Annotated in this window: 21 protein-coding genes; 3 read left to right on the forward strand and 18 right to left on the reverse strand. The window is 63.9% G+C overall.

Annotated elements, in window-relative coordinates; translation table 11 throughout:
- Nucleotides 1–7: 7 nt before the first annotated feature.
- From Q0687_RS17125 to glpD, 5 genes are read right to left on the reverse strand one after another with little or no spacing between them, the layout of a single operon-like run.
- Entirely contained in the window at nt 8–814 is an 807-nt protein-coding gene (locus Q0687_RS17125) for a carbohydrate ABC transporter permease (protein WP_298878837.1), read from the reverse strand.
- Complete coding sequence (locus Q0687_RS17130; protein WP_212237594.1) at nt 814–1,716, reverse strand: sugar ABC transporter permease; 903 nt, start codon at nt 1,714–1,716, stop codon at nt 814–816. Before Q0687_RS17130 ends, Q0687_RS17125 begins: the two co-directional genes overlap by 1 nt.
- A complete protein-coding gene (locus Q0687_RS17135; RefSeq protein ID WP_298878842.1) occupies nt 1,716–2,801 on the reverse strand; it encodes an ABC transporter ATP-binding protein in 1,086 nt (361 codons plus the stop codon). The genes Q0687_RS17130 and Q0687_RS17135 overlap by 1 nt, the downstream gene beginning before the upstream one ends.
- Nucleotides 2,802–2,813: 12 nt before the next feature.
- The gene (locus Q0687_RS17140; RefSeq protein WP_298878844.1) at nt 2,814–3,890 is read right to left on the reverse strand and encodes an ABC transporter ATP-binding protein; all 1,077 of its coding nucleotides are present in this window, start codon (nt 3,888–3,890) and stop codon (nt 2,814–2,816) included.
- A complete protein-coding gene (gene glpD / locus Q0687_RS17145) occupies nt 3,887–5,437 on the reverse strand; it encodes a glycerol-3-phosphate dehydrogenase (RefSeq protein ID WP_298878846.1) in 1,551 nt (516 codons plus the stop codon). Before glpD ends, Q0687_RS17140 begins: the two co-directional genes overlap by 4 nt.
- 229 nt (nt 5,438–5,666) lie before the next feature.
- Between glpD and Q0687_RS17150 the strand changes: the two genes are divergently transcribed.
- Both Q0687_RS17150 and Q0687_RS17155 read left to right on the forward strand, forming a co-directional pair.
- Nucleotides 5,667–5,945 carry a type II toxin-antitoxin system Phd/YefM family antitoxin gene (locus Q0687_RS17150; protein WP_298878848.1) on the forward strand — a complete coding sequence of 93 codons (279 nt, stop codon included), beginning with the start codon at nt 5,667–5,669 and terminating at the stop codon, nt 5,943–5,945.
- Entirely contained in the window at nt 5,942–6,367 is a 426-nt protein-coding gene (locus Q0687_RS17155; protein WP_298878849.1) for a type II toxin-antitoxin system VapC family toxin, read from the forward strand. Before Q0687_RS17150 ends, Q0687_RS17155 begins: the two co-directional genes overlap by 4 nt.
- 4 nt (nt 6,368–6,371) lie before the next feature.
- On the opposite strand, the gene Q0687_RS17160 is transcribed toward Q0687_RS17155, so the two are convergent.
- Both Q0687_RS17160 and Q0687_RS17165 read right to left on the reverse strand, forming a co-directional pair.
- The gene (locus Q0687_RS17160; RefSeq protein WP_298878851.1) at nt 6,372–7,217 is read right to left on the reverse strand and encodes a DeoR/GlpR family DNA-binding transcription regulator; all 846 of its coding nucleotides are present in this window, start codon (nt 7,215–7,217) and stop codon (nt 6,372–6,374) included.
- 90 nt (nt 7,218–7,307) lie between these two features.
- Complete coding sequence (locus Q0687_RS17165; protein WP_298878853.1) at nt 7,308–7,982, reverse strand: HAD-IA family hydrolase; 675 nt, start codon at nt 7,980–7,982, stop codon at nt 7,308–7,310.
- A gap of 155 nt (nt 7,983–8,137) precedes the next feature.
- Between Q0687_RS17165 and Q0687_RS17170 the strand changes: the two genes are divergently transcribed.
- Nucleotides 8,138–8,530 carry a nuclear transport factor 2 family protein gene (locus Q0687_RS17170; protein ID WP_298878855.1) on the forward strand — a complete coding sequence of 131 codons (393 nt, stop codon included), beginning with the start codon at nt 8,138–8,140 and terminating at the stop codon, nt 8,528–8,530.
- Nucleotides 8,531–8,700: 170 nt separating this feature from the next.
- Here the strand turns inward: Q0687_RS17170 and murA are convergent, their stop codons facing one another.
- The 11 genes from murA to rpsT all read right to left on the reverse strand — a co-directional run bounded on the left by murA (nt 8,701) and on the right by rpsT (nt 23,863).
- Nucleotides 8,701–9,996: a UDP-N-acetylglucosamine 1-carboxyvinyltransferase gene (gene murA / locus Q0687_RS17175; protein ID WP_298878857.1), complete on the reverse strand. Its 1,296-nt coding sequence runs from the start codon at nt 9,994–9,996 to the stop codon at nt 8,701–8,703.
- Nucleotides 9,997–10,213: 217 nt separating this feature from the next.
- Nucleotides 10,214–10,852, reverse strand: a complete 639-nt coding sequence (locus Q0687_RS17180) for a phospholipid scramblase-related protein (protein WP_298878859.1) — start codon at nt 10,850–10,852, stop codon at nt 10,214–10,216.
- A gap of 225 nt (nt 10,853–11,077) precedes the next feature.
- Nucleotides 11,078–13,513 carry a DNA topoisomerase (ATP-hydrolyzing) subunit B gene (gyrB, locus tag Q0687_RS17185; RefSeq protein WP_298878861.1) on the reverse strand — a complete coding sequence of 812 codons (2,436 nt, stop codon included), beginning with the start codon at nt 13,511–13,513 and terminating at the stop codon, nt 11,078–11,080.
- Between the two features lie 264 nt (nt 13,514–13,777).
- The gene (locus tag Q0687_RS17190) at nt 13,778–14,470 is read right to left on the reverse strand and encodes a hypothetical protein (protein WP_298878863.1); all 693 of its coding nucleotides are present in this window, start codon (nt 14,468–14,470) and stop codon (nt 13,778–13,780) included.
- A 140-nt stretch (nt 14,471–14,610) separates the two neighbouring features.
- Nucleotides 14,611–16,779, reverse strand: coding sequence for a hypothetical protein (locus tag Q0687_RS17195; protein WP_298878865.1), 2,169 nt, complete (start codon nt 16,777–16,779; stop codon nt 14,611–14,613).
- Between the two features lie 93 nt (nt 16,780–16,872).
- On the reverse strand, nt 16,873–17,631 hold the full coding sequence (locus Q0687_RS17200; RefSeq protein ID WP_298878867.1) for a hypothetical protein: 759 nt from the start codon (nt 17,629–17,631) through the stop codon (nt 16,873–16,875).
- A 118-nt stretch (nt 17,632–17,749) separates the two neighbouring features.
- The gene (gene recF / locus Q0687_RS17205) at nt 17,750–18,886 is read right to left on the reverse strand and encodes a DNA replication/repair protein RecF (RefSeq protein WP_298878868.1); all 1,137 of its coding nucleotides are present in this window, start codon (nt 18,884–18,886) and stop codon (nt 17,750–17,752) included.
- Between the two features lie 89 nt (nt 18,887–18,975).
- Nucleotides 18,976–19,341 (reverse strand): DUF559 domain-containing protein, encoded by a 366-nt coding sequence (locus Q0687_RS17210; protein WP_298878870.1) that lies wholly within the window; start codon nt 19,339–19,341, stop codon nt 18,976–18,978.
- Between the two features lie 117 nt (nt 19,342–19,458).
- Complete coding sequence (gene dnaN, locus Q0687_RS17215) at nt 19,459–20,577, reverse strand: DNA polymerase III subunit beta (protein WP_128963055.1); 1,119 nt, start codon at nt 20,575–20,577, stop codon at nt 19,459–19,461.
- A 270-nt stretch (nt 20,578–20,847) separates the two neighbouring features.
- The gene (dnaA, locus tag Q0687_RS17220) at nt 20,848–22,260 is read right to left on the reverse strand and encodes a chromosomal replication initiator protein DnaA (protein ID WP_298878949.1); all 1,413 of its coding nucleotides are present in this window, start codon (nt 22,258–22,260) and stop codon (nt 20,848–20,850) included.
- 1,336 nt (nt 22,261–23,596) lie between these two features.
- Nucleotides 23,597–23,863, reverse strand: coding sequence for a 30S ribosomal protein S20 (gene rpsT / locus Q0687_RS17225; protein ID WP_298878873.1), 267 nt, complete (start codon nt 23,861–23,863; stop codon nt 23,597–23,599).
- Between the last annotated feature and the right edge of the window lie 59 nt (nt 23,864–23,922).

Raw genomic sequence — 23,922 nt, forward strand, 5'->3', positions numbered from 1 at the left:
AAACCTCCTACACCCGGCCGAGCGCGAAACCGCGCGCAATGTAGTTGCGGACGAACCAGATCACGAGCGCGCCCGGGATGATGGTGAGCACGCCGGCAGCCGCCAGCAGGCCCCAATCCATGCCGGCCGCCGACACGGTGCGCGTCATCACCGCTGCGATCGGCTTGGCGTTGACCGAGGTCAGCGTGCGCGCCAGCAGCAGTTCGACCCAGGAGAACATGAAGCAGAAGAAGGCGGCGACGCCGATGCCGCTCGCGATCAGCGGCACCAGGATCCTGATGAAGAAGCGCGGGAACGAATAGCCGTCGAGGAAGGCGGTCTCGTCGATCTCGCGCGGCACGCCCGAGACGAAGCCTTCGAGGATCCACACCGCCAGCGGTACGTTGAAGATGCAGTGCGCGAGCGCGACGGCCCAGGGAGTGTCAAAGAGCCCGATCGCCGAATAGAGGTTGAAGAACGGCAGCGCATAGACCGCCGCCGGCGCCATGCGGTTCGACAGCAGCCAGAAGAACAGATGTTTGTCGCCGAGGAAGCGATAGCGCGAAAACGCGTAGGCTGCCGGCAACGCCACCGAGATCGAGATGATGGTGTTGATGATGACGTATTCCAGCGAGTTGATATAGCCGGAATACCAGCTCTCGTCGGTGAAGATACGCCTGTAGTGCTGCAGCGTCGGTGCATGCGGCCACAGCGTCATCGTCGAGATGATCTCGCCGTTGGTCTTGAAGCTCATGTTGACGAGCCAGTAGATCGGCAACATCAGGAAGATCAGGAACAGCCCCATGATAAGGCGGCGGCCGGGGATCGAGTGCATCACGCGGCTCCTTCCTGCGGCTTCCGTTCACTGCCGGCGTTGGTCATGACGGTGTAGAAGATCCAGCAGACGATCAGGATGATCAGGTTGTAGACGAGCGAGAGCGCGGCAGCCTTGCCGAGATCGAACTGGCCGAGCGCGATCTTGACGAGCTCGATCGACACGAAGGTGGTCGAGTTGCCGGGCCCGCCGCCGGTGACGACGAACGGCTCGGTGTAGATCATGAAGCTGTCCATGAAGCGCAGCAGCACCGCGATCAGCAGCACGCGGTTCATCTTCGGCAGCTGGATCGCCTTGAACACGGCCCAGCGCGAGGCGCCGTCGATCTGCGCGGCCTGATAATAGGCCTCGGGAATCGACTTCAGGCCGGCGTAGCAGAGCAGCGCGACGAGGCTGGTCCAGTGCCAGACGTCCATCACGATGACGGTGACCCAGGCGTCGATGTCGTTGGAGACGTAATTATAGTCGAGCCCGATGTGGTTGAGGACATAGCCGAGCAGGCCGATATCGGGGCGGCCGAAGATCTGCCAGATCGTGCCCACCACGTTCCACGGAATCAGCAGCGGCAACGCGAGGGTGACGAGGCAAGCGGCAACCGTCCAGCCCTGCCGCGGCATCGACAGCGCGACGACGATGCCGAGCGGCACCTCGATGGCGAGGATCACCAGCGAGAAGAACAGATTGCGGCCGAGCGAAGCCAGGAAGCGGCCGCCGAGGTCGGTCGAGGGATCGAGCAATTCCTTGAACCAGCCGACGCCGTTCCAGAAGAACTGGTTGTTGCCGAAGGTGTCCTGCATCGAATAGTTCACGACCGTCATCAGCGGCAGCACCGCCGAGAACGCGACGACCAGGAACACCGGCAGCACCAGGAACCAGGCTTTTTGGTTGACGGTCTTGTCCATCAGGCGGCTCCTTCCACCAGAAGGCTGTCGGCATAGACGTGGATGTGCGCCGCATCGAATTTCAGCCCGGCATTGCCATCGGAGCCGGTGAAGCCGGCCGGCGCACGCGCCGCGATCCTGGCGTCGCCAAGGCGCACGCGCGCGAAACGAATGCGGCCGAGATCATCGATGCGCTCGATCTTTGCGCTGAGCAGGCCGGGCCCCGGCGCAACCGCGTCGACGAATTCCGGACGCACGCCGATCTCGATCTTGGCGCCTGCGGGCAGGTTGTCGTAGCTGCGGTTCAGTGCGATCACGTGGTCGCCGATCTTGGCCTCGCGCCCCTTCACTTCGGCCGGCAGGATGTTCATGCCGGGCGAGCCGATGAAATAGCCGACAAAAGTGTGGGCAGGCTTGTCAAACAGCTCGGCCGGCGTGCCGCTCTGCACTACGCGGCCGTCATGCATGACGACGACGGTGTCGGCGAAGGTCAGCGCCTCGGTCTGGTCGTGGGTGACGTAGATCATCGTGAGATCGAGCTCGCGATGCAGGGCCTTGAGCTTGGAGCGCAGCTGCCATTTCAGCTCGGGGTCGATCACCGTCAGCGGCTCGTCGAACAGCACGGCGGCGACGTCGGAGCGGACGAGGCCGCGGCCGAGCGAGATCTTCTGCTTGGCGTCAGCGGTAAGCCGTGTCGCCTTGCGGTTCAGGTACGGCTCGAGATCGAGCAGACGCCCGATCTCGGCGACGCGCTTGTCGATCTCGGCCTTCGGCACGCCGCGATTCTTCAGCGGGAACGCCAGATTCTCCCCCACCGTCATGGTGTCGTAGATCACCGGAAACTGGAACACCTGGGCGATGTTGCGCTTCTGGGTTGACAGCGGTGTGATGTCCTTGCCGTCGAACATGATTTTTCCGCGCGAGGGCGTGATGATGCCGGAGATCACGTTGAGCAGCGTGGTCTTGCCACAGCCTGACGGTCCGAGCAGCGCATAGGCGCCGCCCTGCCGCCAGGTCATGGTCACCGGCTTCAGCGCAAAGGTCTCCTGCGGCGCGTCATTGCCGCCGTAGGAGTGAGCGAGATCGACGAGGTCAATGCGGGCCATGGCGCATCTCCCTCACGTCGCGGGTGCGGCGACCAGACGGTCTGCCGCATCAAAGACGAAGACATCATTGGGATCGAGCACGGCATCGATGGTCTGGCCGGGCTCGAACTCGTGCACGCCGTGCAGCACCGCAACCCAGTTCGATCCGTCGCGGGTCAAATGCACAAAACTCTCCGAACCGGTGATCTCGGTCACCGTGACAGTGGCATGGAAGGCGTGGCGGTCGGTCTCGCCATTGGCGAGCGCAAGCTGGTGGGCGCGAAAACCGACGCGATAGGCGCCGTCGGCGAGCGACGAATAGAGGCCGGACGCCGGCGCGGCGATGCCGCCCGCATATTGCACCGAGCCGTTCTTCTTCTCGATGCCGACGAGGTTGAGCGGCGGATCGGAAAAGACCTGCGCGACGCGCAGCGTCTGGGGACGGCGGTAGACGCCGGGCGTCTCGCCGATCTGGAGCGCCTGGCCTTCCCACATGCACACCGTGTTGCCGCCAAGCAGCAGCGCCTCGGTCGGCTCCGTCGTGGCATAGACGAAGATCGCACCGGAGGCCTCGAAGATGCGCGGCAATTCGGCGCGCAGTTCCTCGCGGAGCTTGTAGTCGAGATTGGCGAGCGGCTCGTCGAGCAGCACGAGGTCGGCGCCCTTCACCAGCGCGCGCGCCATGGCGGTGCGCTGCTGCTGGCCGCCGGAGAGCTGGAGCGGCGTTCGCTTCAGGAACGGCTCAAGGCGCAACAGCCTGGCGGCTTCCGCCACGCGCGTCTCGATCTCCTCGCGCCGCTTGCCCTGCACGCGCAAGGGCGAGGCAATGTTCTCGTAGACCGTCAGCGAGGGATAGTTGATGAACTGCTGATACACCATTGCGACCGAACGCTGGCGCACATCTACGCCAGTGACGTCCTTGCCGTTGACCAGCACCTTGCCCGTGGTCGGCCTATCGAGGCCGGCGAGCAGCCGCATGATCGAGGTCTTGCCGGACAGCGTCGGCCCGAGCAGCACGTTGAGCGTGCCGCTCTCGAGTGTCAGCGAGACGTCGCGGATATGCTCGATTCCGTCGACGGTCCGGGTCACGTGCTCGAGTGTCACACTCATGAGCGTCCTCCTGCTTCCAGCAGAGGACTTTGCGATACAACGTGGCTCCTGATCCAGTCGTCCAGTGCGGCAATTTCGCCGGCAGACAGCCGCAAACCGAGCTTGGACCGGCGCCAGACGATATCTTCGGCGGTCACCGCCCACTCGTTGGTCATCAGGTAGCGAACCTCGCGTTCGGTCAGAGTTGCGCCAAAGGCCTGGCCGAGATCGGCTGCCGACTTTGCGTCGCCGAGCAGCTTGATGGCGCGGGTGCCGTAGGCGCGCGCGAGGCGTCGCGCATGCTCATGGCTCAGGAAGGGATAGCCGCGCTGGAGCTCGGCGATCAGGCCATCGACGGCGGAGACGTCCATGTCACCACCGGGCAGCGGCCATTTGCCGGTCCAGCCTTCGCGCGCTTTCGCACTGCGAAGATAGGGCGCGAGCCGCTCCAGTGCCTCTTCGGCAAGGCGGCGATAGGTCGTGATCTTGCCGCCGTAGATCGACAGCAACGGTGAACCGCCGGGCGTGTCGAGCTCGAATACATAGTCGCGGGTGGCGGCCTTGGCTTCGCTGGCGCCGTCGTCATAAAGCGGTCGCACGCCGGAATAGGTCCAGACCACGTCCTCCGCCGTTACGGGCTTGGCGAGATACTCGCTTGCGGCAGCGCAGAGATACTGGATCTCCTCCGGCGTCGCCTTCACCTTGGAGGGATCGCCGTCATAGTCGCGATCGGTGGTGCCGATCAGCGTGAAGTCATCCTGATAGGGGATGACGAAGATGATGCGGCCATCCGCGTTCTGAAACATGTAGGCGCGGTCATGGTCGTAGAGTTTCTTGACCACGATGTGCGAGCCCTGCACCAGCCGCACTTTGGCTTTCGCGTTGACGCCGGCACCGCGGCCGAGCACGTCCTCGACCCAGGGACCACCGGCATTGACCAGCGCGCGCGCCTGGATCTGTGAACGCGCACCGGTCAGCGTGTCGACCATGCTGACGGTCCAGATGCCGTCGGATTGCTTGATATCCGTCGCGCGGGTGCGGGTACGGATCTCGGCGCCCTTGTCGGCGGCGTCGCGCGCATTGAGCACGACGAGCCGGGCATCATCGACGAAGCAGTCGGAATATTCGAACGCGCGGCCGTATCGATTCGGAATCAGCGGCTTGCCGACCTCGTCGCGCCGCAGATCAACCGAGCGCGTCGCCGGGAGCAGATGACGGCCGCCGATGTGATCATAGAGGAAGAGGCCCAGGCGGAGCAGCCAGGCCGGGCGCTGGCCGGCGTGATGCGGCAAAACGAAACGCAACGGGCGGATGATATGGGGCGCGATGCCCCAGAGAATTTCGCGCTCGATCAGCGCCTCGCGAACCAGCCGGAACTCGTAATATTCGAGATAGCGCAGGCCGCCATGCACCAGCTTGGTCGACCAGGACGACGTCCCGCTCGCCAAATCGTTCATTTCGCACAGGAAAACAGTGTTACCGCGACCGACCGCGTCACGCGCGATGCCGCAACCGTTAACACCGCCTCCAATGATGGCGAGGTCGAAAATACGCTCCAACAGACGCATCCCCCGGAAACCGCTCGTTCAGTCGAGCGGCAGCTTTCGTTTTTGATTAGATCACACCGCAAAACGAAAGCAAGACGAAAGAGAGACCAAAGGAAGCGAAAATGGAACTTTCTGTGGGGCAGTTCGCCATCGAATTGGGCATGCCAAGTGGTGATTTAGGGCGCAGAACAGCGCTTGAATGGTCGTTGCGAGGTTATATAGTCACAATGGTCATATTGGTTGTTTCGACATGACAGATCCCAGCACATCTCCCGATTCTCCCCCCGACACTTGGACGCTTGCCAATGCCAAGGCACGCCTGTCCGAGGTGGTCGACCGCGCCCAAGCTGGTCCCCAAATCATCACCCGTCACGGCAAGCCCAATGCCGTGGTCGTTTCCGCCGAAGAATGGGCGCGAAAGACTGCGCGCAAAGGCACGCTCGCTGAATTTCTACTGGCTTCACCACTCCGCGGCGCTGAGCTCGAACTTGAACGGGTACAGGACGAACCACGCGAAGAGATGCCGTGAACCTGCTGCTCGACACCAATGTGCTCTCCGAGGTTCAGCGGCCGGCGCCATCGCCGAAAGTCTTGGCGTGGCTTGATACTGTCGATGAGGATCGCGCCTTCATCAGCGTGGCCTCGATTGCTGAACTTCGCCGCGGCATCGCGCTACTGGAGGATGGCCGCCGGCGCACGGCGCTGGCTGCTTGGTTGGCCCACGATCTGCCCGAGCGTTTCGCCGGACGCATTCTGCCGATCGGTCTTGCGATAGCCGAACGCTGGGGCGATCTGATGGCTCAAAGCCGCAGGAGCGGCATTGCATTGTCGGTCATGGACGGATTCTTTGCTGCGACCGCACTTACAAATGGACTCACGCTCGTCACGCGCAACGTGAATGATTTTGCAGCCTTCGGCGTGCCGCTGCTCAATCCATGGGAGGGCGCTTAGGCTGCTAGCGCAGCCGCACCACTGGTGCGGCCTCAGGCGCCGCATCCTGCGCATCGGCCTGGTTCTCGTCGATCTCGGCGCCCTTCGGCATCGCCTCCACCACCTCGATGCCCTTGCTGTGACAGATGGTGGCGAGGCGCTCGGGCAGCTCCTGGTCAGTCACGAAGGTCTGGATCTGGGTCATGTGCGCGATGCGGACCGGCGCGCTGCGGCGAAGTTTTGTGGAATCGGCGACCAGCATGACGCTGCGAGCATTGGCGATGATGGCCTGCGCCACCTGCACCTCGCGATAGTCGAAGTCGAGCAGCGCGCCCTCCTCGTCGATCGCGGAGGCGCCGATGATGGCGTAGTCGACCTTGAACTGGCCGATCAGCTGCGTCGCGGTCGAGCCGACCACGGCCCCGTCGGCACGCCGCACCGTGCCGCCGGCGACCACCACCTCGATCCGGGGATGGCGATAGAGCAGCATGGCGACGTTGAGGTTGTTGGTGATGACCAGCAGATCCTCGTGCGAGGTCAGCGCGCTCGCCACCTCCTCGGTCGTGGTGCCGATGTTGATGAAGAGCGAGCAGCCGTTCGGGATCAGCGAGGCGGCCGCGGCGCCGATCGCCTTCTTCTCGTCGGCGGCAACGAAGCGGCGCGCCTCATAGGCGAGGTTTTCGACGCCGGAGGCGATGATGGCGCCGCCATGGATGCGGGTGAGCGACCGGCGCTCGCAGAGATCGTTGAGATCCTTGCGGATGGTCTGCGCGGAGACTTCGAACCGGCGTGCCAGCTCCTCGACCATGACGCGGCCGGAGGCGCGGGCGATGTTGAGGATCTCGGCTTGGCGATGGGTCAATCCGGTCACGGCAATGGCCTCAAATCAGAATGATGCATGGTGCGGCTTCTCGCGCGCGCGGTCAATGCGCAAGCCGATCACGGTTAATGGATGGGACCCTCACCACGCCATTGCGCGCGCGAGCCGCTCAAACAGCGCGGGATCGTCGAAGGCGCTGGCGGAGGCAACCGCGCCTGCTGCGACAAGGTCAGCATCGCTTAGGCTGGTCCGGATACCGATGGTCGGGATACCGGCGGCGGTCGCCGACTGCACGCCGGAGCGGGAATCCTCGAATGCGATCGAGGCTGCCGCGCTGGCACCGACGAAGCGCAATCCCTCCTGGTACGGCAGCGGGTGCGGCTTGCCATATGGCAGCTCATCACCGATCACGAGCGCCTTGAAGCGTTGCGTGATGCCGAGACCGGAGAGCAACAGCTCGGCATTGAGACGCGGCGCGTTGGTGACGGCGACCATGGGAACGCCGGCGTCATCCGCCCGGTCGAGCAGCGCCATCAGGCCCGGCAGCGGTTCGATCTGCCCGGCAACGAGGGAACGAAACACTTCTTCCTTCTCATCGAGGATCGCCGCACGCCGCTCGATTGTCTCATTGGGGAGAAAGCGCTCACCGATCGAGATATTGGCGAAGCCTTGCAGCTCCCTGGAGAAGCGCGCGTGATCGAAAGCATGACCGTGAGGACCCAGCACCTGGTTGAAAGCCTTCAGGTGCAGCGGATCGGTATTGGCGAGCGTGCCGTCGATATCGAACAGCAATGCCCTGCCCATTGTCTCGATCATGTCCATACTTTCCCAAATGCCGGATGCTTCGATGCGGAAGACGTATCAATACAGCCCCCTGCGAGCAATGGCACATGCGCATGACGACCAAGCGCCACTCGACAAAGTCGAATGCGGCTGCAACAGTGGGCGCAAGATCAAGAACGGAGGATACGATGACACTCAATCGCGATCACGCTGCCACGGCCGACCAAGAGACGGTGGCGCAAAAAGTCGAGGCCTTTCGCCTCGCCCAGATCGCGGCCGATTCAAGGGCGCTCAGTGCGCTGTGCGCGGACGAGCTGAGCTACAGCCATTCCAACGGCTTCCTCGAGGACAAGGCAGCCTTCGTTGCCAACGCCACCGACGGCAAAACCGTGTTCCAGTCGATCACGTACAAGGATCCGACCATCAGGATCGTCGGTCCTGCCGCGATCGTGCGCTTTCACTGGATGGCCGAGATGACGACCGACGGAAAGAAAGTGGCAAACAGCCTTCACATCCTGATGAACTGGCAGAAGCAGGGCCACGAGTGGAAGCTGTTGTCGCGCTCGGCGACGAAGTTGTGATGACGCTTCTTACCCTCTCCCGCTGCGGGAGAGGGTGGCTCGCCGCATCGCGGCGAGACGGGTGAGGGGTCTGCCTCCGCGAGTCCAACTCTCCCGTGAAATTGCTGAGACAACCCCTCATCCGGCGCTTCGCGCCACCTTCTCCCACAAGGGGAGAAGGAAAAAAGAGATCACCCCTTCCGTTCCGGCACGCGGCGGATCTTCGCGCCCAACGCGTTCAGGCGTTCGTCGATGCGCTCATAGCCGCGCTCGATCTGGTCGGCGTTGTTGATGGTGGAGGTGCCCTCGGCGCAGACCGCAGCGAGCAGCATCGCCATGCCGGCGCGGATGTCGGGCGAGCTCAGCGTCGCGCCGTGCAGCCGGCTGGGACCTGCGATGATCGCGCGATGCGGATCGCACAGCACGATGCGTGCGCCCATTCCGATCAGCTTGTCGACGAAGAACATCCTGGATTCGAACATCTTCTCGAACATCAGGATCACGCCTTCGCACTGCGTGGCGGTGACGATCGCGATCGACATCAGATCGGCCGGGAAGGCCGGCCACGGCTGGTCCTCCAGCTTCGGCACATGGCCACCAAAGTCGTCCTGGATCTTCAGGGTCTGGTTCGACGGCACGATCAGGTCGTCGCCCTCGACGCGGCAGACGATGCCGAGCCGCTCAAAACCCATGCGGATTGAGCGCAGATGCTCGACGCCAGCGCGCACGATGCGCAAGGGCGAGCGCGTCACGGCGGCCAATCCGATCAGCGAGCCAACCTCGATATGGTCGGGCTGGATCCGATAGGTGGCAGCGCCGGGCGTCCCCGGACCGTGGATCACCATCGTGTTGGTGCCGACGCCCTCGATCTTCGCGCCGAGCGCGATGAGGAAATTGGCGAGGTCCTGCACGTGCGGCTCGGACGCGGCGTTGCGCAAATAAGTGACGCCGTCGGCCGCAACGGCGGCGACCAGCGCATTCTCGGTCGCGGTGACGCTCGGCTCGTCCAGGAACACGTCGGCGCCTGTGAGTTTTGGCGCGCGGAATTCGAGCCGGTCGGTCGCGGTGACTTTTGCGCCAAGCTGTTCCAGCGCCAGCACATGGGTATCGAGCCGGCGCCGCCCGATCACGTCGCCGCCGGGTGGCGGCAGCATCACCTCGCCGCAGCGGGCGAGCAGGGGGCCTGCCAGCAGGATCGAGGCGCGGATGCGGACGCAGAGCTCGGGATCGAGGTCGGCGGCACGGATGCTCTTGGCGTGGATGTGAAGCGTGTTGCGCTCCGTCCATTCCGCCGATGCGCCGACCGAGCGGATCAGCTCGACCAGCGTCTCGGTGTCGCGGATCCGCGGCACGTTCTGAAGCGTCACCGGATGCTCGGTGAGCAGGGCGGCGGCAATGATCGGCAGCGCCGAATTCTTGTTGCCGGCCGGCTCGATCGAGCCCGAGAGCCGGTGACCGCCCTCGACGAAATACTGAATGGGCGCCACTGGGTTCTCTCCGTCCTGTTGGGTTGGGGCGGGCTGCTTTGGGGGCGGAAACTATAGGGAATTGCGCGCGGTAGCAATTGCGCTGGGCACGGTTCGGCCGTCCTCGTCAGCCTCCGGAGAGGGGCCCATTCCTCATGGCAAGAGCGAGCGGGGATGATGCTTCGCATCGTCGGGGCGCGCCACCCTCTCTCGTAAGCAGGAGAGGTTACACCGTGCGTCAATTGCGGAACAGATTGATCGCGCCGCCTTCGCCTTTGACTTCGAAATACATGAGATCGATGTAGATCGCGGCTGCGAGAACCAGCGCTCGCTCATCTTCCGTCAGGCCGCGTTCCAAAAATTCCACCAGAAAATTATCGCGGTCGGTGAACAGTTCAGAGCCGAGGCCCGACCATTTTTTCGCGACGCGCGCGTGCTCCTGCCCTCCGCGCATGAACGGAAAGGTCCACACGCGCCACCATGGCGAACTGACTTCGAGCACCACTCTGCCTTGCGCGTCGTGCACATGGAAGCTCTTGGTCAGAATCGAAAACTGGCGCTCGATGGTCCCGATCAGGCGGCCGTCGCGCGAACGCAGCTCCAGACACTGAAAGAACCAGCGGAAGGGGTGTCTCCCGATCATGACCGGCTGACGGGAGTTGTCGAAAAAATGAACCTCGAAGGAACGCCAATGCCCGAAGGCCTGGCGTCCCAGGAATCCGAGAAGGCCCTTTTGCTGTTCGGCCGCATAGAGGAGATCGCGGCCATTTTCATCGCGGATGCGATATTTGTTGCGGGTTTCGAAGCCGAGCAGCTCGGCCATTTCGAAGACCTGCTGCACGTACATTCGGTGCTGGGCGGCTAAAGTCGGCAACATTCGTTCGGACCTCTTCCAGAGCCGGCTACGCCATTTCGTCGCAATTGCCGGGGGTGAGGTTCAGGAGGCGATGTTACCCAGTCGTCATGCCCGGGCTTGTCCCGCCTGCGCGGCCGAAGCCGCTTCGGCGAGGCGAAGGCCCGGGCATCCACGTTCTTGGTTCCGTGGCACGGCGTGGATGGCCGGGACAAGCCGGGCCATGACGCTGTGGAAAGCAGCCAGGCCCTAAATATCGATCGTCGCGCTCAGCGAATGTTCCTGGATGAAGTCGCGGCGCGGTTCGACCACGTCGCCCATCAGCTTGGTGAAGATGTCGTCGGCCTCGTCGACCTCCTTGACCTTCACCTGCAGCAGCGAGCGCACGTCGGTGTCGAGCGTGGTCTCCCAGAGCTGCTCGGGGTTCATCTCGCCGAGACCTTTGTAGCGCTGCAGCGTGATGCCCTTGCGGCCGGCATCGGTCACGGCCTCGAACAGATCAGCCGGGCCGTGCACCACGTGCTCGCTGTCCTTGCGCCGCAACTTGCCGGAGCGTGCGTAGACGTCCTGGAGCTTTGGCGCGTACTCGTCGAGCTTGCGCGCCTCGGCTGAACCGAGCAGCGCATCGTCGATGATGGCCGCTTCCTTGACGCCGCGCACGGTGCGCTCGAACAGGAAGCCCTGGCCCTCGACGAATTGTCCGACCCAACCGCGCTCGACCTCTTCCGCCTGGCTGTCCAGCCGGGTCGCGATGTACTGCGCCGCGGCCGCGGCGTTCTCGGGGTTGCCGTAGACCGACTTGTTCAGCACGCCGGTGATGGCTGCCTGCTCGACCACCTTGCGATTGTAGCGGCTGTGCAGGTTGCGCAGGATGCTGCGAACGACGCGGGCGTCGTCAACCAGCGCGCGCAGATCGCGGCCCGACCGGTCGCCGCCGGTGCCGGGGATATAGACGCAATCGTCCAGCCCGGCATCGATCAGATAATCTTCCAGCGCCCGCTCGTCCTTCAGATATTGCTCGGACTTGCCGCGTGAGACCTTATAGAGCGGCGGCTGGGCGATATAGAGATAGCCGCCGTCGATGATGTCGCGCATCTGGCGATAGAAGAAGGTCAGCAGCAGCGTACGAATGTGTGCGCCGTCGACGTCGGCGTCCGTCATCACGATAATCTTGTGATAGCGCAGCTTCTCGACCGAGAATTCGTCGCCGATGCTGGTGCCGAGCGCGGTGATCAGCGTGCCGATCTGCTCGCTGCCCAGCATCTTGTCGGGACGGACGCGCTCGACGTTGAGGATCTTGCCGCGCAGCGGCAGCACGGCCTGGAATTCGCGGTTGCGGCCCTGCTTGGCGCTGCCACCTGCCGAGTCACCCTCGACGATGAATAGTTCTGACTTGGCCGGATCCTTTTCCTGGCAGTCGGCGAGCTTGCCGGGCAGCGAGGACACCGAGAGCGGGCTCTTGCGCGTCAGCTCGCGCGCCTTTCGCGCGGCTTCGCGGGCGGCGGCAGCCTGGATCACCTTGCCGACGATCATCTTGGCTTCGCTCGGGTGCTCCTCGAACCAGGCCTGGAGCGCCTCGTTGAGGACGTTCTCGACCACGGGGCGCACTTCCGAGGACACCAGCTTGTCCTTGGTCTGCGACGAAAATTTTGGGTCCGGCACCTTCACCGACAGAACGGCGGTGAGGCCTTCGCGGCAGTCGTCGCCGGTGAGCGCGATCTTTTCTTTTTTCGCATTGGCCTCGGCATAGCCGTTGACCTGACGCGTCAACGCGCCGCGGAAGCCGGCGAGATGGGTGCCGCCGTCACGCTGCGGGATGTTGTTGGTGAAGCACAGCACGTTCTCGTGGTAGCTGTCGTTCCACCACAAGGCGGCCTCGACGCCGATGCCGTTGGCCTCCGCGCGCACCATGATCGGCGTCGGCACCAGGGCCTTCTTGTTGCGGTCGAGATATTTGACGAATTCCTCGACGCCGCCGGAATAATACATCTCCTCGCGCTTCTCGACCGCGTGGCGCATGTCTGACAGCGCGATGTTGACGCCGGAATTGAGAAAGGCGAGCTCGCGCAGGCGATGCTCGAGCGTCGCGAAATCATATTCGATGTTCTTGAAGGTCTCGCCCGACGCCAGGAACGTCACCTCGGTGCCGCGCCGGCCCGGCGCATCGCCGACGACCTTGAGCGGTGCGACCGCATCGCCATGGGCGAACTCGATGTAGTGTTCCTTGTCGTCGCGCCAGATGCGCAAGCCCAGCTTGCTCGACAGCGCGTTGACGACGGAGACGCCGACGCCGTGCAGACCGCCCGAAACCTTGTAGGAGTTTTGGTCGAACTTACCGCCGGCGTGCAGCTGGGTCATGATGACCTCGGCCGCCGAAATGCCTTCGCCCTTGTGGATGTCGACGGGAATGCCGCGGCCGTCGTCACGCACGGTGACGGAATTATCGGCATTGAGCACGACATCGACGCGCGTGGCGTGGCCCGCCAGCGCTTCGTCGATCGCGTTGTCGACGACTTCGTACACCATGTGATGCAGGCCCGAGCCGTCATCGGTGTCGCCGATATACATGCCTGGACGCTTGCGGACGGCATCGAGCCCCTTGAGCACGCGGATCGATTCCGCGCCGTATTCGCTCGCGGTGGAGGGCTCGTTTTCGGCAGCTTGCTGCCGAGCAGGTTCTGTCATGAGAGGCCTTCGAAATGTCGCCCGAATCAGCCGCGCAAAAGGCGCTGATTGGAAGCTATTTGTGCCATGAAAGCGGGATTGCGCCTAGCGCAAAGTGGTACCTCGCAACCCTCTGAGGAGATAGGGTTTTTGGGCCTGATTTCAAGGCGTGGGAAGGTCGATTCCGGGGCTTGCCAAAAGCCCGATTCGAGGCCCTGTTTTGGGGGCCTCAAAGGCGTGGATTTTGCGGGGTTGCGGAGGCCTGTTCCAAGCCGCTGTAGCGGCTCAGTAGATCTGGTCCGACTTTCGATCGTCATCGAATGTGAGGGACCATGCCTCGCCTGCGGCCACGGTGATCGTATCGGTGCGCAGCAGACGACCCGACACGCGCAGCTCGAAAGGATAGGTGCCGGGCGGCAGATCCAGCATTTGCGGGTGATTGATGCCGCCCGCGATCTCGATGGTTTGATCGTTGATGACAAGCGAAGCCACGTCCGGCCGCAGATAGCCGAAGATCAGTCGCGCTTGTCCTGATGTCGGCAGGACATTGGCCTTGGCCGCGGCCTCGGTATTTCGCTGCACCAGGTCGATTGTGGTCTCGTCCTTGACGCCGAGCCTCAGGGTGGCCGGTCCCTTCGGGGAGACGAAGGCGAGCTGGGCGTGATCGGCGGCAACCACCGTGTCATCAGGCTTTTCCCGCCAGCTGCGCTTTCCGAGCTCCACGCGGTAGAAGGCGAGCACGTCGCTGATGTCCGCCCGCACGGTGGTCTTGAGCTCGAGCCGGAGTGGGGCTTCGACACCGTTGATGGACTTGCTGATAAAGCTTCCCGCGTGGCTGGATCGCTTCGGAACGGGTAGGTCGGCGTGCGGATCTGCTGCGGTGAGCGGCTCCTGTGAGCAGCCAGCAAGAAGCGTGAGGCCGCATGCCAACAGCCGCAACCGTGCCAGGACCTTCGTCCCGCACTTTACCGTCGTCATACCCATTCTCCGGCAATGTTGCGCGCCGTGATCTTCGCGCGATGCAGCGGCTGCGACACCGTCGCGGCCGTCTCTCGACGACTAGTCGCCTCTCGGACCGGCCAGGTTCAACCTGGCCGCCTCCTGCAAGGGCTGCGCGATCAATACATTTGCAGCGGCAGCACCTCGCCGGTCGGCCCCACCATCAGGCCCCAGGCATCGCCCGCGGCGATGTCGATCGTGTCGTTGCGGGCGGGGCGGCCGGCCATTTTGAGCGAATATTGATACTTGCCGGGCGGCAGATCGAGCATCGGCCCTTTTGGCGATTGCGGCCCGCCGGCGCCCGCCGCAACCTTGACGGTCTGCTTGTTGATGGTGAGCACGGCTTCCTGGCTGCCCATATTGCCGAGCAGCAACTTGGCTTGGCCCGGCTTGGGCATGATGTCCGCCTTGGCCGCGGCCTCAGGATTCTTCTGCACCAAATTGACCGACGTCTCGCCACTGGCGCGGCCGAGCTTCAGCATGGCGGGCCCTTGCGGGGACGCGAAGGCGAGCTGCACGCGATCGGCTGATGTCACCGCGCCGTCAGGCTTCTCCTGCCAACCGAGCTTCGTCAGCTCACGACGATAGAACGCGAGCACATCGCTGAGCTCGGCCGGCACGCTAGCGTCGAGCTCGCGGCGGAACGGCACCTCGATGCCGGGCAGTTTGGCAGAGCCGAGCGACGTCGATGTGTGTTGCTTCGGCACGGGCAACGCCGAGTCCGGGTCCGCTTCCAGGGCGACGGACGTTTTGGCTTGCGGGCCGGCAAGGTCGTTGGTCGCCGGCGGGGGAGCGGCAGGCTTGGCGGCTGCCGTTCTCAGTCCGGATCCGTTGGCGCTGACGTTCACCTTCGGGCCCATCTGCATCAAGGTCATCGAGATCGACTTGCCGGCCTTGGAGAATTCCATCACCGCCATGTTGGGCTGGTTGATGACGGAAGGCTCCTCCTTCCAGCCGGCGGGCTTCAGCGAGGTGCGGTAGAAGGCGGCCAGCGCCTTCACGCTCGAGGTCGAGTTGAATTCAAGCCGGCCGTCGCCGGACTCGACCTCCTGCGCGTTCTCGGGCACCGGCAGCGGCGTGTTGCTGCCTGCGAGCGCCTGCAGCGGCGCGTCCGAGAGCGTGGCGGCCTGATCCTTGCGCCTGACAGCGTCCTCGGCGAGGACCTGCTTGGTCATCGCCTCCGCGTCCTTCATGAACTGGTCGTCAGCGTCCTTCTTCGCCTTGGCGCGGGCGGCGAGTACGCTTTCCTTCACCTGCGCGGTCAGATGGACCATGGTGAAATCGTATTTGCGACCGAGATGCAGCACGCCGTTCTCCTCCGGCGAGGAGAATTTCAGGGCGATCTCGTCGCCGGGGGCAAGAGGTGCACTTCCCTGTTCGATCCAGCCGCGCGCGGCAAATTCGCGATGGTAGAAGGCCTCTACAGCGGGAAGATCGGCAAGGGCTGCAACGATCAGCTCGCGCGTGGCGGTTCGGGCGTTGCCCCGGCCCGAGGATGATTTGAATGGCTTCGGCTCCGGCAGGCCGGCCGTATTGCCGGCCTCGAGATTGGTGGGCAGCGCGAACGGCGCGATCCTGATGTCGACATTGGTGCGCCCGTCGTCGCGACGCGTCAGTGTCAGCATCACCGGCTTCTGATAGTTGAACCCCGTCGATGCATCATCGGCATGGCCATAGAACGCGCGTATGCCGTTCGGCACTGATGCGGACAGGTCCGCATTCGGCCAGCTTGCCGCCGTTTCGGGCGTCAGCCTGCGCCAGCCGATCGCGGCCATTTCCTTTGCAAAGAAGTCCTGCGTGGCCTCGAGGCTCGCCGGCGCGATGCAGCCGAGATAGGGCCGCGTCTCGTCGAACACGAGGTCAACAGCGCCCTCGGGGAAGGGCACGTTCGAATAGATCCGGCTCGGCGAGTAGGTCACCGCGGATTGGTCGGGACGGCCGAGGCCCTGCGTGAACGAGACGGACAGTCCCTGCCGTCCCTTCTTGAAGGCGAGACTGGTGCTGGTCTCGTCGAGCGGGCGGACATAGGGCACCCAGCCCTCAGTGATGAGCATCTTCTTGACGGCAGCCGATGTCACCGCGACCACGGTCGGCACCGCGTACTGCCTCTGGGAGGAATCGGGGTGCGAGGTGTCCTCGATCGCGCCTGGCAGCATCGGCACTGTGCGAGGGTCGATATAGCCGGCATCGAATTGCGCCGCGCGTACGGCGCTCGCCATCAGCAGAAAGCCGCAGGCAAGCAGCAGCCCACGTGTCGGGACCTGCATCCCGCGCTTGATCATCGACATCGACAAGTCTCCTGGAATTCGCGAGGGCGGCCCAGTCAGCTAGTCGCTGATGGAACCTGACAGGTTCAATGGCGGTATCCGGCGGAGCCGAATTCAATAGAGCTGCAGCGGCGACCACAAATCGCCTTCGGGGCCGACCGTCACCTCCCAGGCATCGCCAGCCGCCAGCTCGATCGTCGTGTCGCGGTCCGCTCCGCTGTCGATCTTCAAAGCGTAGGCGTATTTGCCCGGCGGAACGTTGAAGAGCGGCGCCTCCGGGCGTTCCTTGCCGGCGCGGGGTGGAAGTGTGACGGTGTGGTTGTCGAGCGTGAGCACGGTTTCCTTGTCGGCAAGATTGGTGAACATCAGCGCCGCGCGGCCCGGCCGCGGCATCACATGCGCCATGGTCGCGGCCTGCTTGTTTCGTTGCACCAGATTGACCTGGGTGCTCGAGCCCCTGCGCTCGAGCTCCAGCGCCGCCGGCCCGATCGGGGTCGTGAACGCGAGCCGGACGTGATCGCTGGCGATGTCGGCGCCATCGTGCTGCTCCTGCCAGCCGCGCTTGCCGAGCTCGGTGCGGTAGAAGGCGAGCACGTCGCCCAGTTCTGCGGGGATGCGGGCCGTGAGCTTAGTGCGCAGCGGCGCGTCGATGCCGAGCATTTTCGTGGTGCCGATCTCGCGATAGCTGGTCCTTGTCGGCGCAGGCAGCACGGCGTCGGGATCCGTCGTGAGCGCGGACGAAAACAGCAGCGGCAGATATGGCGTCCATCCGGTCGCGCCTGCCGCGGCCACGCCGCTCGTGAGCAAAGCGAGGCCGCACACGAACAGCCGCCATCGTGCCGGGACTTTCGTCCCGCGCCTTACCGTCGTCATGGTGTTTCTCTCCAGGGATATCGCGCATGTCGATCGCGCGATGCAACGGCTGCGACACCGCCTGCGCGGCCTCACAAACCTAGTCGCGGCCCGAATAAGCCGGGTTCAACAAGTTGCGCTATCGCCGCGCGGAAACGCGTCCGCTCTCGACGTCAAAGACTTCGCCGCCCGCGCCGATCTCGGCAAACGCGGCCGGGTCCGCGCCGGTCAGCCAGACCTGCGCGCCGAGCTTGCGCAGCTCGTCGAACAGCGCGGCGCGCCTGTTGGGATCGAGATGGGCAACGACCTCGTCGAGCAGCAGCAGCGGCACGATGCCGGTCATCTCCGCGACCAGCGTCGCGTGTGCCAGCACCAGCCCGATCAGCAGCGCCTTCTGCTCGCCGGTGGAGGCATCGCGCGCCGGCATGCCTTTCGGGGCGTAGATCACCTGCAGATCGGTGAGATGCGGGCCGTCGGTGGTGCGGCCGGCGATGGCATCGCGCGGGCGGTTGTTGCGCAGGATCTGGCGATAGCGGTCCTCGACCGAGGTCGCGGTCTCCTCGAGCAGCGCGTTCTCCATCCAGCCGTCGAGCGCGATCTGGGCGGAGGGGAATGCGGATTGTTGCGCACGCGCGTTGAGCATGCCGGTCAGCCGCGCCGCGGTCTGGCCGCGCGTGGCGGCAACCGCGACGGCAAGCTCGGCGGTCTCGCGCTCGATCGCGTCACACCAATGGTCGTCGTAATTGCGCGTCTCGAGCAGCCGGTTGCGCGAGCGCAGTGACCGTTCCAGCGCGTTGATGCGGCTGGAGTGCTCGCTGTCGATCGCCAGCACCAGGCGGTCGAAGAAGCGGCGCCGCTCGGACGCGGCGCCCATGAACAGCCCGTCCATCGCCGGCGTCAGCCACACCATGCGGATGTGGTCGCCGAAGCTGGCGGCCGAATTCACCGGCTCGCGGTCGATGCGGCAGCGGCGGTTGACGGCCGCGTCCGCGCGCGGCGGCTCGATGCCGGTGCCGAGCGTGGCGAGGCCCAGCGCGCCCTCGACCTGGGCGGAGACCGCCCAGGAGCCGTCGCCCTGGTTGTCGGCGACATCCTCCAGCGTGGCGCGCCGCAGGCCCCGGCCCGGCGACAGGAACGAGATCGCCTCGATGCAATTGGTCTTGCCCGCCCCGTTCGGCCCGACCAGCGCCACCATGTCAGCCGCCGTCTCGAGCCCCGCCGCCCGGTAGTTCCGAAAATGCGTCAGCGTCAGGCGATGAATGCGGGAGGGGGTCATGTCAGCTCGTTAGTGCCGGCTTTGCTTCCCCTCCCCCCTTGTGGGGGAGGGTGGCGCCTCACGAAGTGAGGCGACGGGTGAGGGGTATCTTACCGCCCGGCAAGCTTTGCAAGGATGTCCTCCAATACAGAAGCGGATTGCTGCAACACATCGTTGTTCCAATAGCGCTCAACGGCGAAGCCTTCAGCGGAGAGGGCTGCATCGCGAACCGCATCGCGTTGTGACTCCGCATGCTGGCTTCCATCGATCTCGATCACAAGGCGCTTCTCGAAGCATACGAAATCGAGAATGTAGTTCTTGAATGGGACCTGCCGGCGAAACTTGAATGTGGAGAGGCGGCGGTCCCTCAGCAAGCGCCACATTGCGGCTTCGGCATCTGTCGGTTCGTGCCGCATATTCTTCGCAAACAGGCGGAGAGGTTTGGGGATCGGCCGATGGGACGGATCCTGCGTCACCAACCCCTCACCCGACCGAGTTTGTTTCCACCAGCGGAACTGCCCTCTCCCACAAGGGGAGAGGGCACAGCAACGTGCATCGCGCTTTCGTTGAGCGGAGAAGCCGCTGCCTCACCCTCACACCCGCATCGGCATCAGCACGTACAGGGCGCTCTTGTCGTCCTTGTCCTGCACCAGGGTCGGCGAGCCGGGGTCGGCGAGGCGGAGCACGGCGACGTCGCCTTCGATCTGGGCGGCGATGTCGAGCAGATAGCGGGAGTTGAAGCCGATATCGAGCGCGTCGGAGGCGTACTCGACCTCGAGCTCTTCGGTGGCGCTGCCGGAATCCGGATTGGTCACTGACAGCACCAGCTTGCCCGGCGACAACGACAGTTTCACCGCGCGGCCGCGTTCGCTCGAAATCGTCGAGACGCGATCGACCGCGTTCTCAAAATCCTTCTTGTCGACCACCAGCTCCTTGTCATTGCCCTGCGGAATGACGCGGCCGTAATCGGGGAAGGTGCCGTCGATCAGTTTCGAGGTCAGCACCACGTTGCCGATCGTAAAGCGGATCTTGGCCTGCGACAGCTCGATCGTCATCTCGGCTTCGGTGTCCTCGATCAGGCGCTGCACCTCGCCGACGGTCTTGCGCGGCACGATGACGCCCGGCATGCCCTCGGCGCCCTTGGGCTGCACCAGGTCGAGCTGGGCGAGGCGGTGGCCGTCGGTGGCAACGCCGCGCAACGTGGCGGCCTTCGCCGTGCCGGCGGCGTGCAGATAGATGCCGTTGAGGTAATAGCGCGTCTCCTCGGTCGAGATCGCGAACTGGGTGCGGTCGATCAGCCGCTTGACGTCCTTGGCGGCGAGATTGAACGAATGCGAGAGGTCGCCGGCGGCAAGGTCAGGGAAATCATTCTCCGGCAGGGTCTGCAGCGTGAAGCGCGAGCGGCCGGCGCGGATCGCCAGCACGGCGCGGTCGCCGTCGGCCTCCAGCACGATCTGCGAGCCGTCGGGCAGCTTGCGCACGATGTCGTAGAACATGTGCGCCGGCACCGTCGTCGAGCCGGCCGTTGCCGTTTCCGCAGGCAGCGTTTCCGTCACCTCGAGGTCGAGGTCGGTCGCCTTCAGCGACAATTTCGCGTTCTCGGCGCGCACCAACACGTTGCCCAGGATCGGAATCGTGTTGCGGCGCTCAACCACGCGATGGACATGGCCCAGCGATTTCAGGAGTTGCGCGCGTTCGACCGTAACCTTCATTGCACTACTCGCCCGATCCCCAAAGATGGAAAAAGCCGGGCGGAGGACAGCGCGCCGCGGCATCGAAAACCCCGGCAGGCCGGGTCATCGAGCCGATATGACCAAAGCCGTCAGGGTCGCGCAAGGTGGCTCGGATGGCCGGGGGATTCAAGGGATCGGGAGCCAGTTCCCCACGATTTACCCGCCCAAAGGAAAACCGCCGCCCGGGCAAGGTATCGCCGGGGCGGCGGGAGGCGGGGAGGAAGCCTTAGGCGTTTATTCCTTGGGCGCTTATTCCTGCAACTGCCGCTTGAGCGACTCGACCTCCTCGGACAGCGCATTGTCCTTGGACACCAGCGCCTCGATCTTGCGCACCGCGTGCAGCACCGTGGTGTGGTCGCGGCCACCGAACCTGCGGCCGATCTCGGGGAGGGAGCGCAGGGTCAGCGTCTTGGCGAGGTACATCGCCACCTGGCGCGGACGCACCACATTGGCGGTGCGGCGCGAGGACAACAGGTCGGAGCGGCTGACATTATACTGCCGCGCCACCACGCGCTGAATGTCCTCGATCTTGATCCGCTTCGGCTCCGAGGGGCGGATCAGGTCGCGCACCTCGTGCTCGGCCATCTCCAGCGTCACCGGCCGGTTGTTGAGCTTCGAATGCGCCAGCAGCCGGTTGATCGCGCCTTCGAGATCCCGGCCGTTATGGGTGATGGCGCGGGCCAGATAGATCAGCACCTCCTCCGGCACGTCGAAGGTCGCATGGTGGGTGCGGGCGGCTGTGACGCGCGACTTGAGAATGCCGTGGCGCAGCTCCTCGCCGAGCGAGCCCATCTCGACCACCAGGCCGCCGGCGAGGCGCGAGCGGACGCGATCGTCGAGGCTCTCCAGGTCGGACGGCGGACGGTCGGCCGCGATCACGACCTGACGGCCGGCATCGATCAGCGCATTCAGCGTGTGACAGAACTCGGCCTGGGTCGACTTGCCCTGCAGGAACTGGAGATCGTCGATCACGAGCACGTCGATGCCGCGCAGCGCCTCCTTGAAGGCCAGCGCCGTCTGAGTCTTCAGCGCGGCGACGAAGCCATACATGAACTTCTCGGCGGTGAGATAGAGCACCTTGCGCTCGTTGCCGGAATTGCCGGCCCACGTCACAGCCTGCAAGAGATGCGTCTTGCCGAGGCCGACGCCGGCATGGATGTAGAGCGGGTTGAACATCACGGGGTCGCCGCGGCGACCTTCGGCGACCTGACGCGCGGCCGCGTGGGCCAGCGTGTTGGAGCGGCCGACGACGAAGCTCGCAAAGGTCAGGCGGGGATCGAGCGGCGAGCCGCCGAGCGCGTCATGATTGGCGGAGACAGGCGCGGTCGCGGTCGAGCGCAGCTCGGGCGCAGGGGCGCGGCGCGCTTCGACCGGCGCGGGCGCTTCCTTCGGCTGCACCACGGGACGCACGGCGGAGCGAACGGTGAGATCGATGCGATGCACTTCCGGCATCTCGGCCTGCCAGCACGACAGCACGCGCTCGGCATAATGGGCCTGGATCCAGCTCTTCAGGAAGCGGGTTGGAACCGAGAGACGCACGCTCTCGTCCTGCACGCCTTCGAGGTCCATGCGCGCAAACCAGCTCGTATAGACGTCTTCGCCAACGTTCGTGCGCAGGCGATTCTTCACGCGTGACCAGCGATCCTGTTCCGATGTCGTCATCATTTGAAAACTTTTCTTGAGAGATAAGGTTGCGTGGTGGGCGGCATGCGAAGTTCCTGCCAGAACTTGCGATGACGCGACCTCAAGCGAGTTCATCTTCGGGCATAGCTCGACCGTTCGGCGGAAGCGCCGCGGGTCAGATCAGCGATGTCGGAGATGGAGGGTTCGCGAGGTCAGCGCGTACTCGACGCCTCGTCGAAAGGGGGCTGCGCACAGGACGGATTGGAAACGGCATCGTTGAACGATGAAGCTGAAGTCAATACCGCGTTGAATCCGTAGGACATGATACCTCCCCGTCCTGCCGTGATCGCTCACGGCAAGGTCCTGCGTAAAAGAACCTCCGCGCTGTACTCAGGTCGCGGATGTCCTGCCCGTCTGCTCGTGTCGTCCGCTCGGCTACGCCATCATGCGTGTCGGGGTCGCTCAAGATGTCTCTCACATGCGCTTTAAGCGAGCGGGATCGTTAAGATCTCGCTTGGAGACGTCAAGACAAAGAGCTACCCTTCCCATATTGCTATGGGTTTGGTCCGACTATCGCTTGTTGAAGCGTCGCCTACGTGCACACCGCCGCCGATTTGCACGCTCGCCTCGTTTCTAAAACCGCGCTGGTCTCAAGATCGTGGGCGCCGCGAACGACTTAAGGAATACACTAAGCGGAAAGACTCGCAACGAAATTGATTCACACTTGAGGCATCAAAAAACTTGACCAGCGTTAACGCCGCGCACGAGTTGTTCACAGCCTTGAGACCAAGTTTTTGGATTCGTGCACAGATTCGAAAATCGCGCGTGTCATGTGACAACGCCGCCGCCGCTGCCAAAAAATTTTTACAAAATCGTCATGCACGCGACGTGCGAGCGAATTTTCCAAATGCTTGTCGCTGCTATGTCGATAAGTGATTAGCGAGACATCGTTTTTTGAGTCTCGTTTCACAGGGTAACCCGACGCGGAAACCAGTTCCGGTGAATCTACGGTGTGCAGAACTTTGCTTCGCGCGAATTCAACTTAGGCCCGCGCCGCAGGGGTTTTTCGCACCGCACCGCAGCGCAATGAAAGTTTCAGCTGTTGCAAAAACAATGGCAGGTAAAACTACGGACTAAAAACTGCGGATTCATACGACGAACGCAGCATAGCGAAGACGAACGACACGCTTCCATTGGAAGATCGGCTGCTCAAAGACTGCAAGCGTGAAGACATTGCGAGCGTGAATTGTGACAGGCAACAAAAAGCCCGGCGTGAAAGCCGGGCTGATCGAGCTTTGCGATGTTCGCTTCAACCGATCGAATGATGCGATCGACCTCGCGCGCGAATTTACGTCGCGTACTTTACTTCCTGAACTTACTTAGCGAGCTTGGCGATCTGCGCGGTGAGGCGCGAGACTTTGCGGCTGGCGTTGTTCTTGTGAATGATGTTGCGCTGGGCGGCCTTCATCAGGGCCGGCTCGGCAGCGGCCAGCGCCTTGGCGGCGGCGGCGCGATCGCCGGTCTTGATGGCTTCCTCGACGTTACGCACGGCACCGCGCATCTGGGTGCGGCGCGACTTGTTGACGGCGGTGCGGCGGGCGATCTTGCGCGTCGCTTTCTTGGCGGAGGTAGTGTTGGCCATGGTCTCAATGTCCTTTGCGGGTACCGGTCGCGTCTTGGTCTGATAGCGCCGGCAGCTTG

Origin of the sequence: uncultured Bradyrhizobium sp., from assembly GCF_936928535.1 — a bacterium.
GTDB lineage: Bacteria > Pseudomonadota > Alphaproteobacteria > Rhizobiales > Xanthobacteraceae > Bradyrhizobium.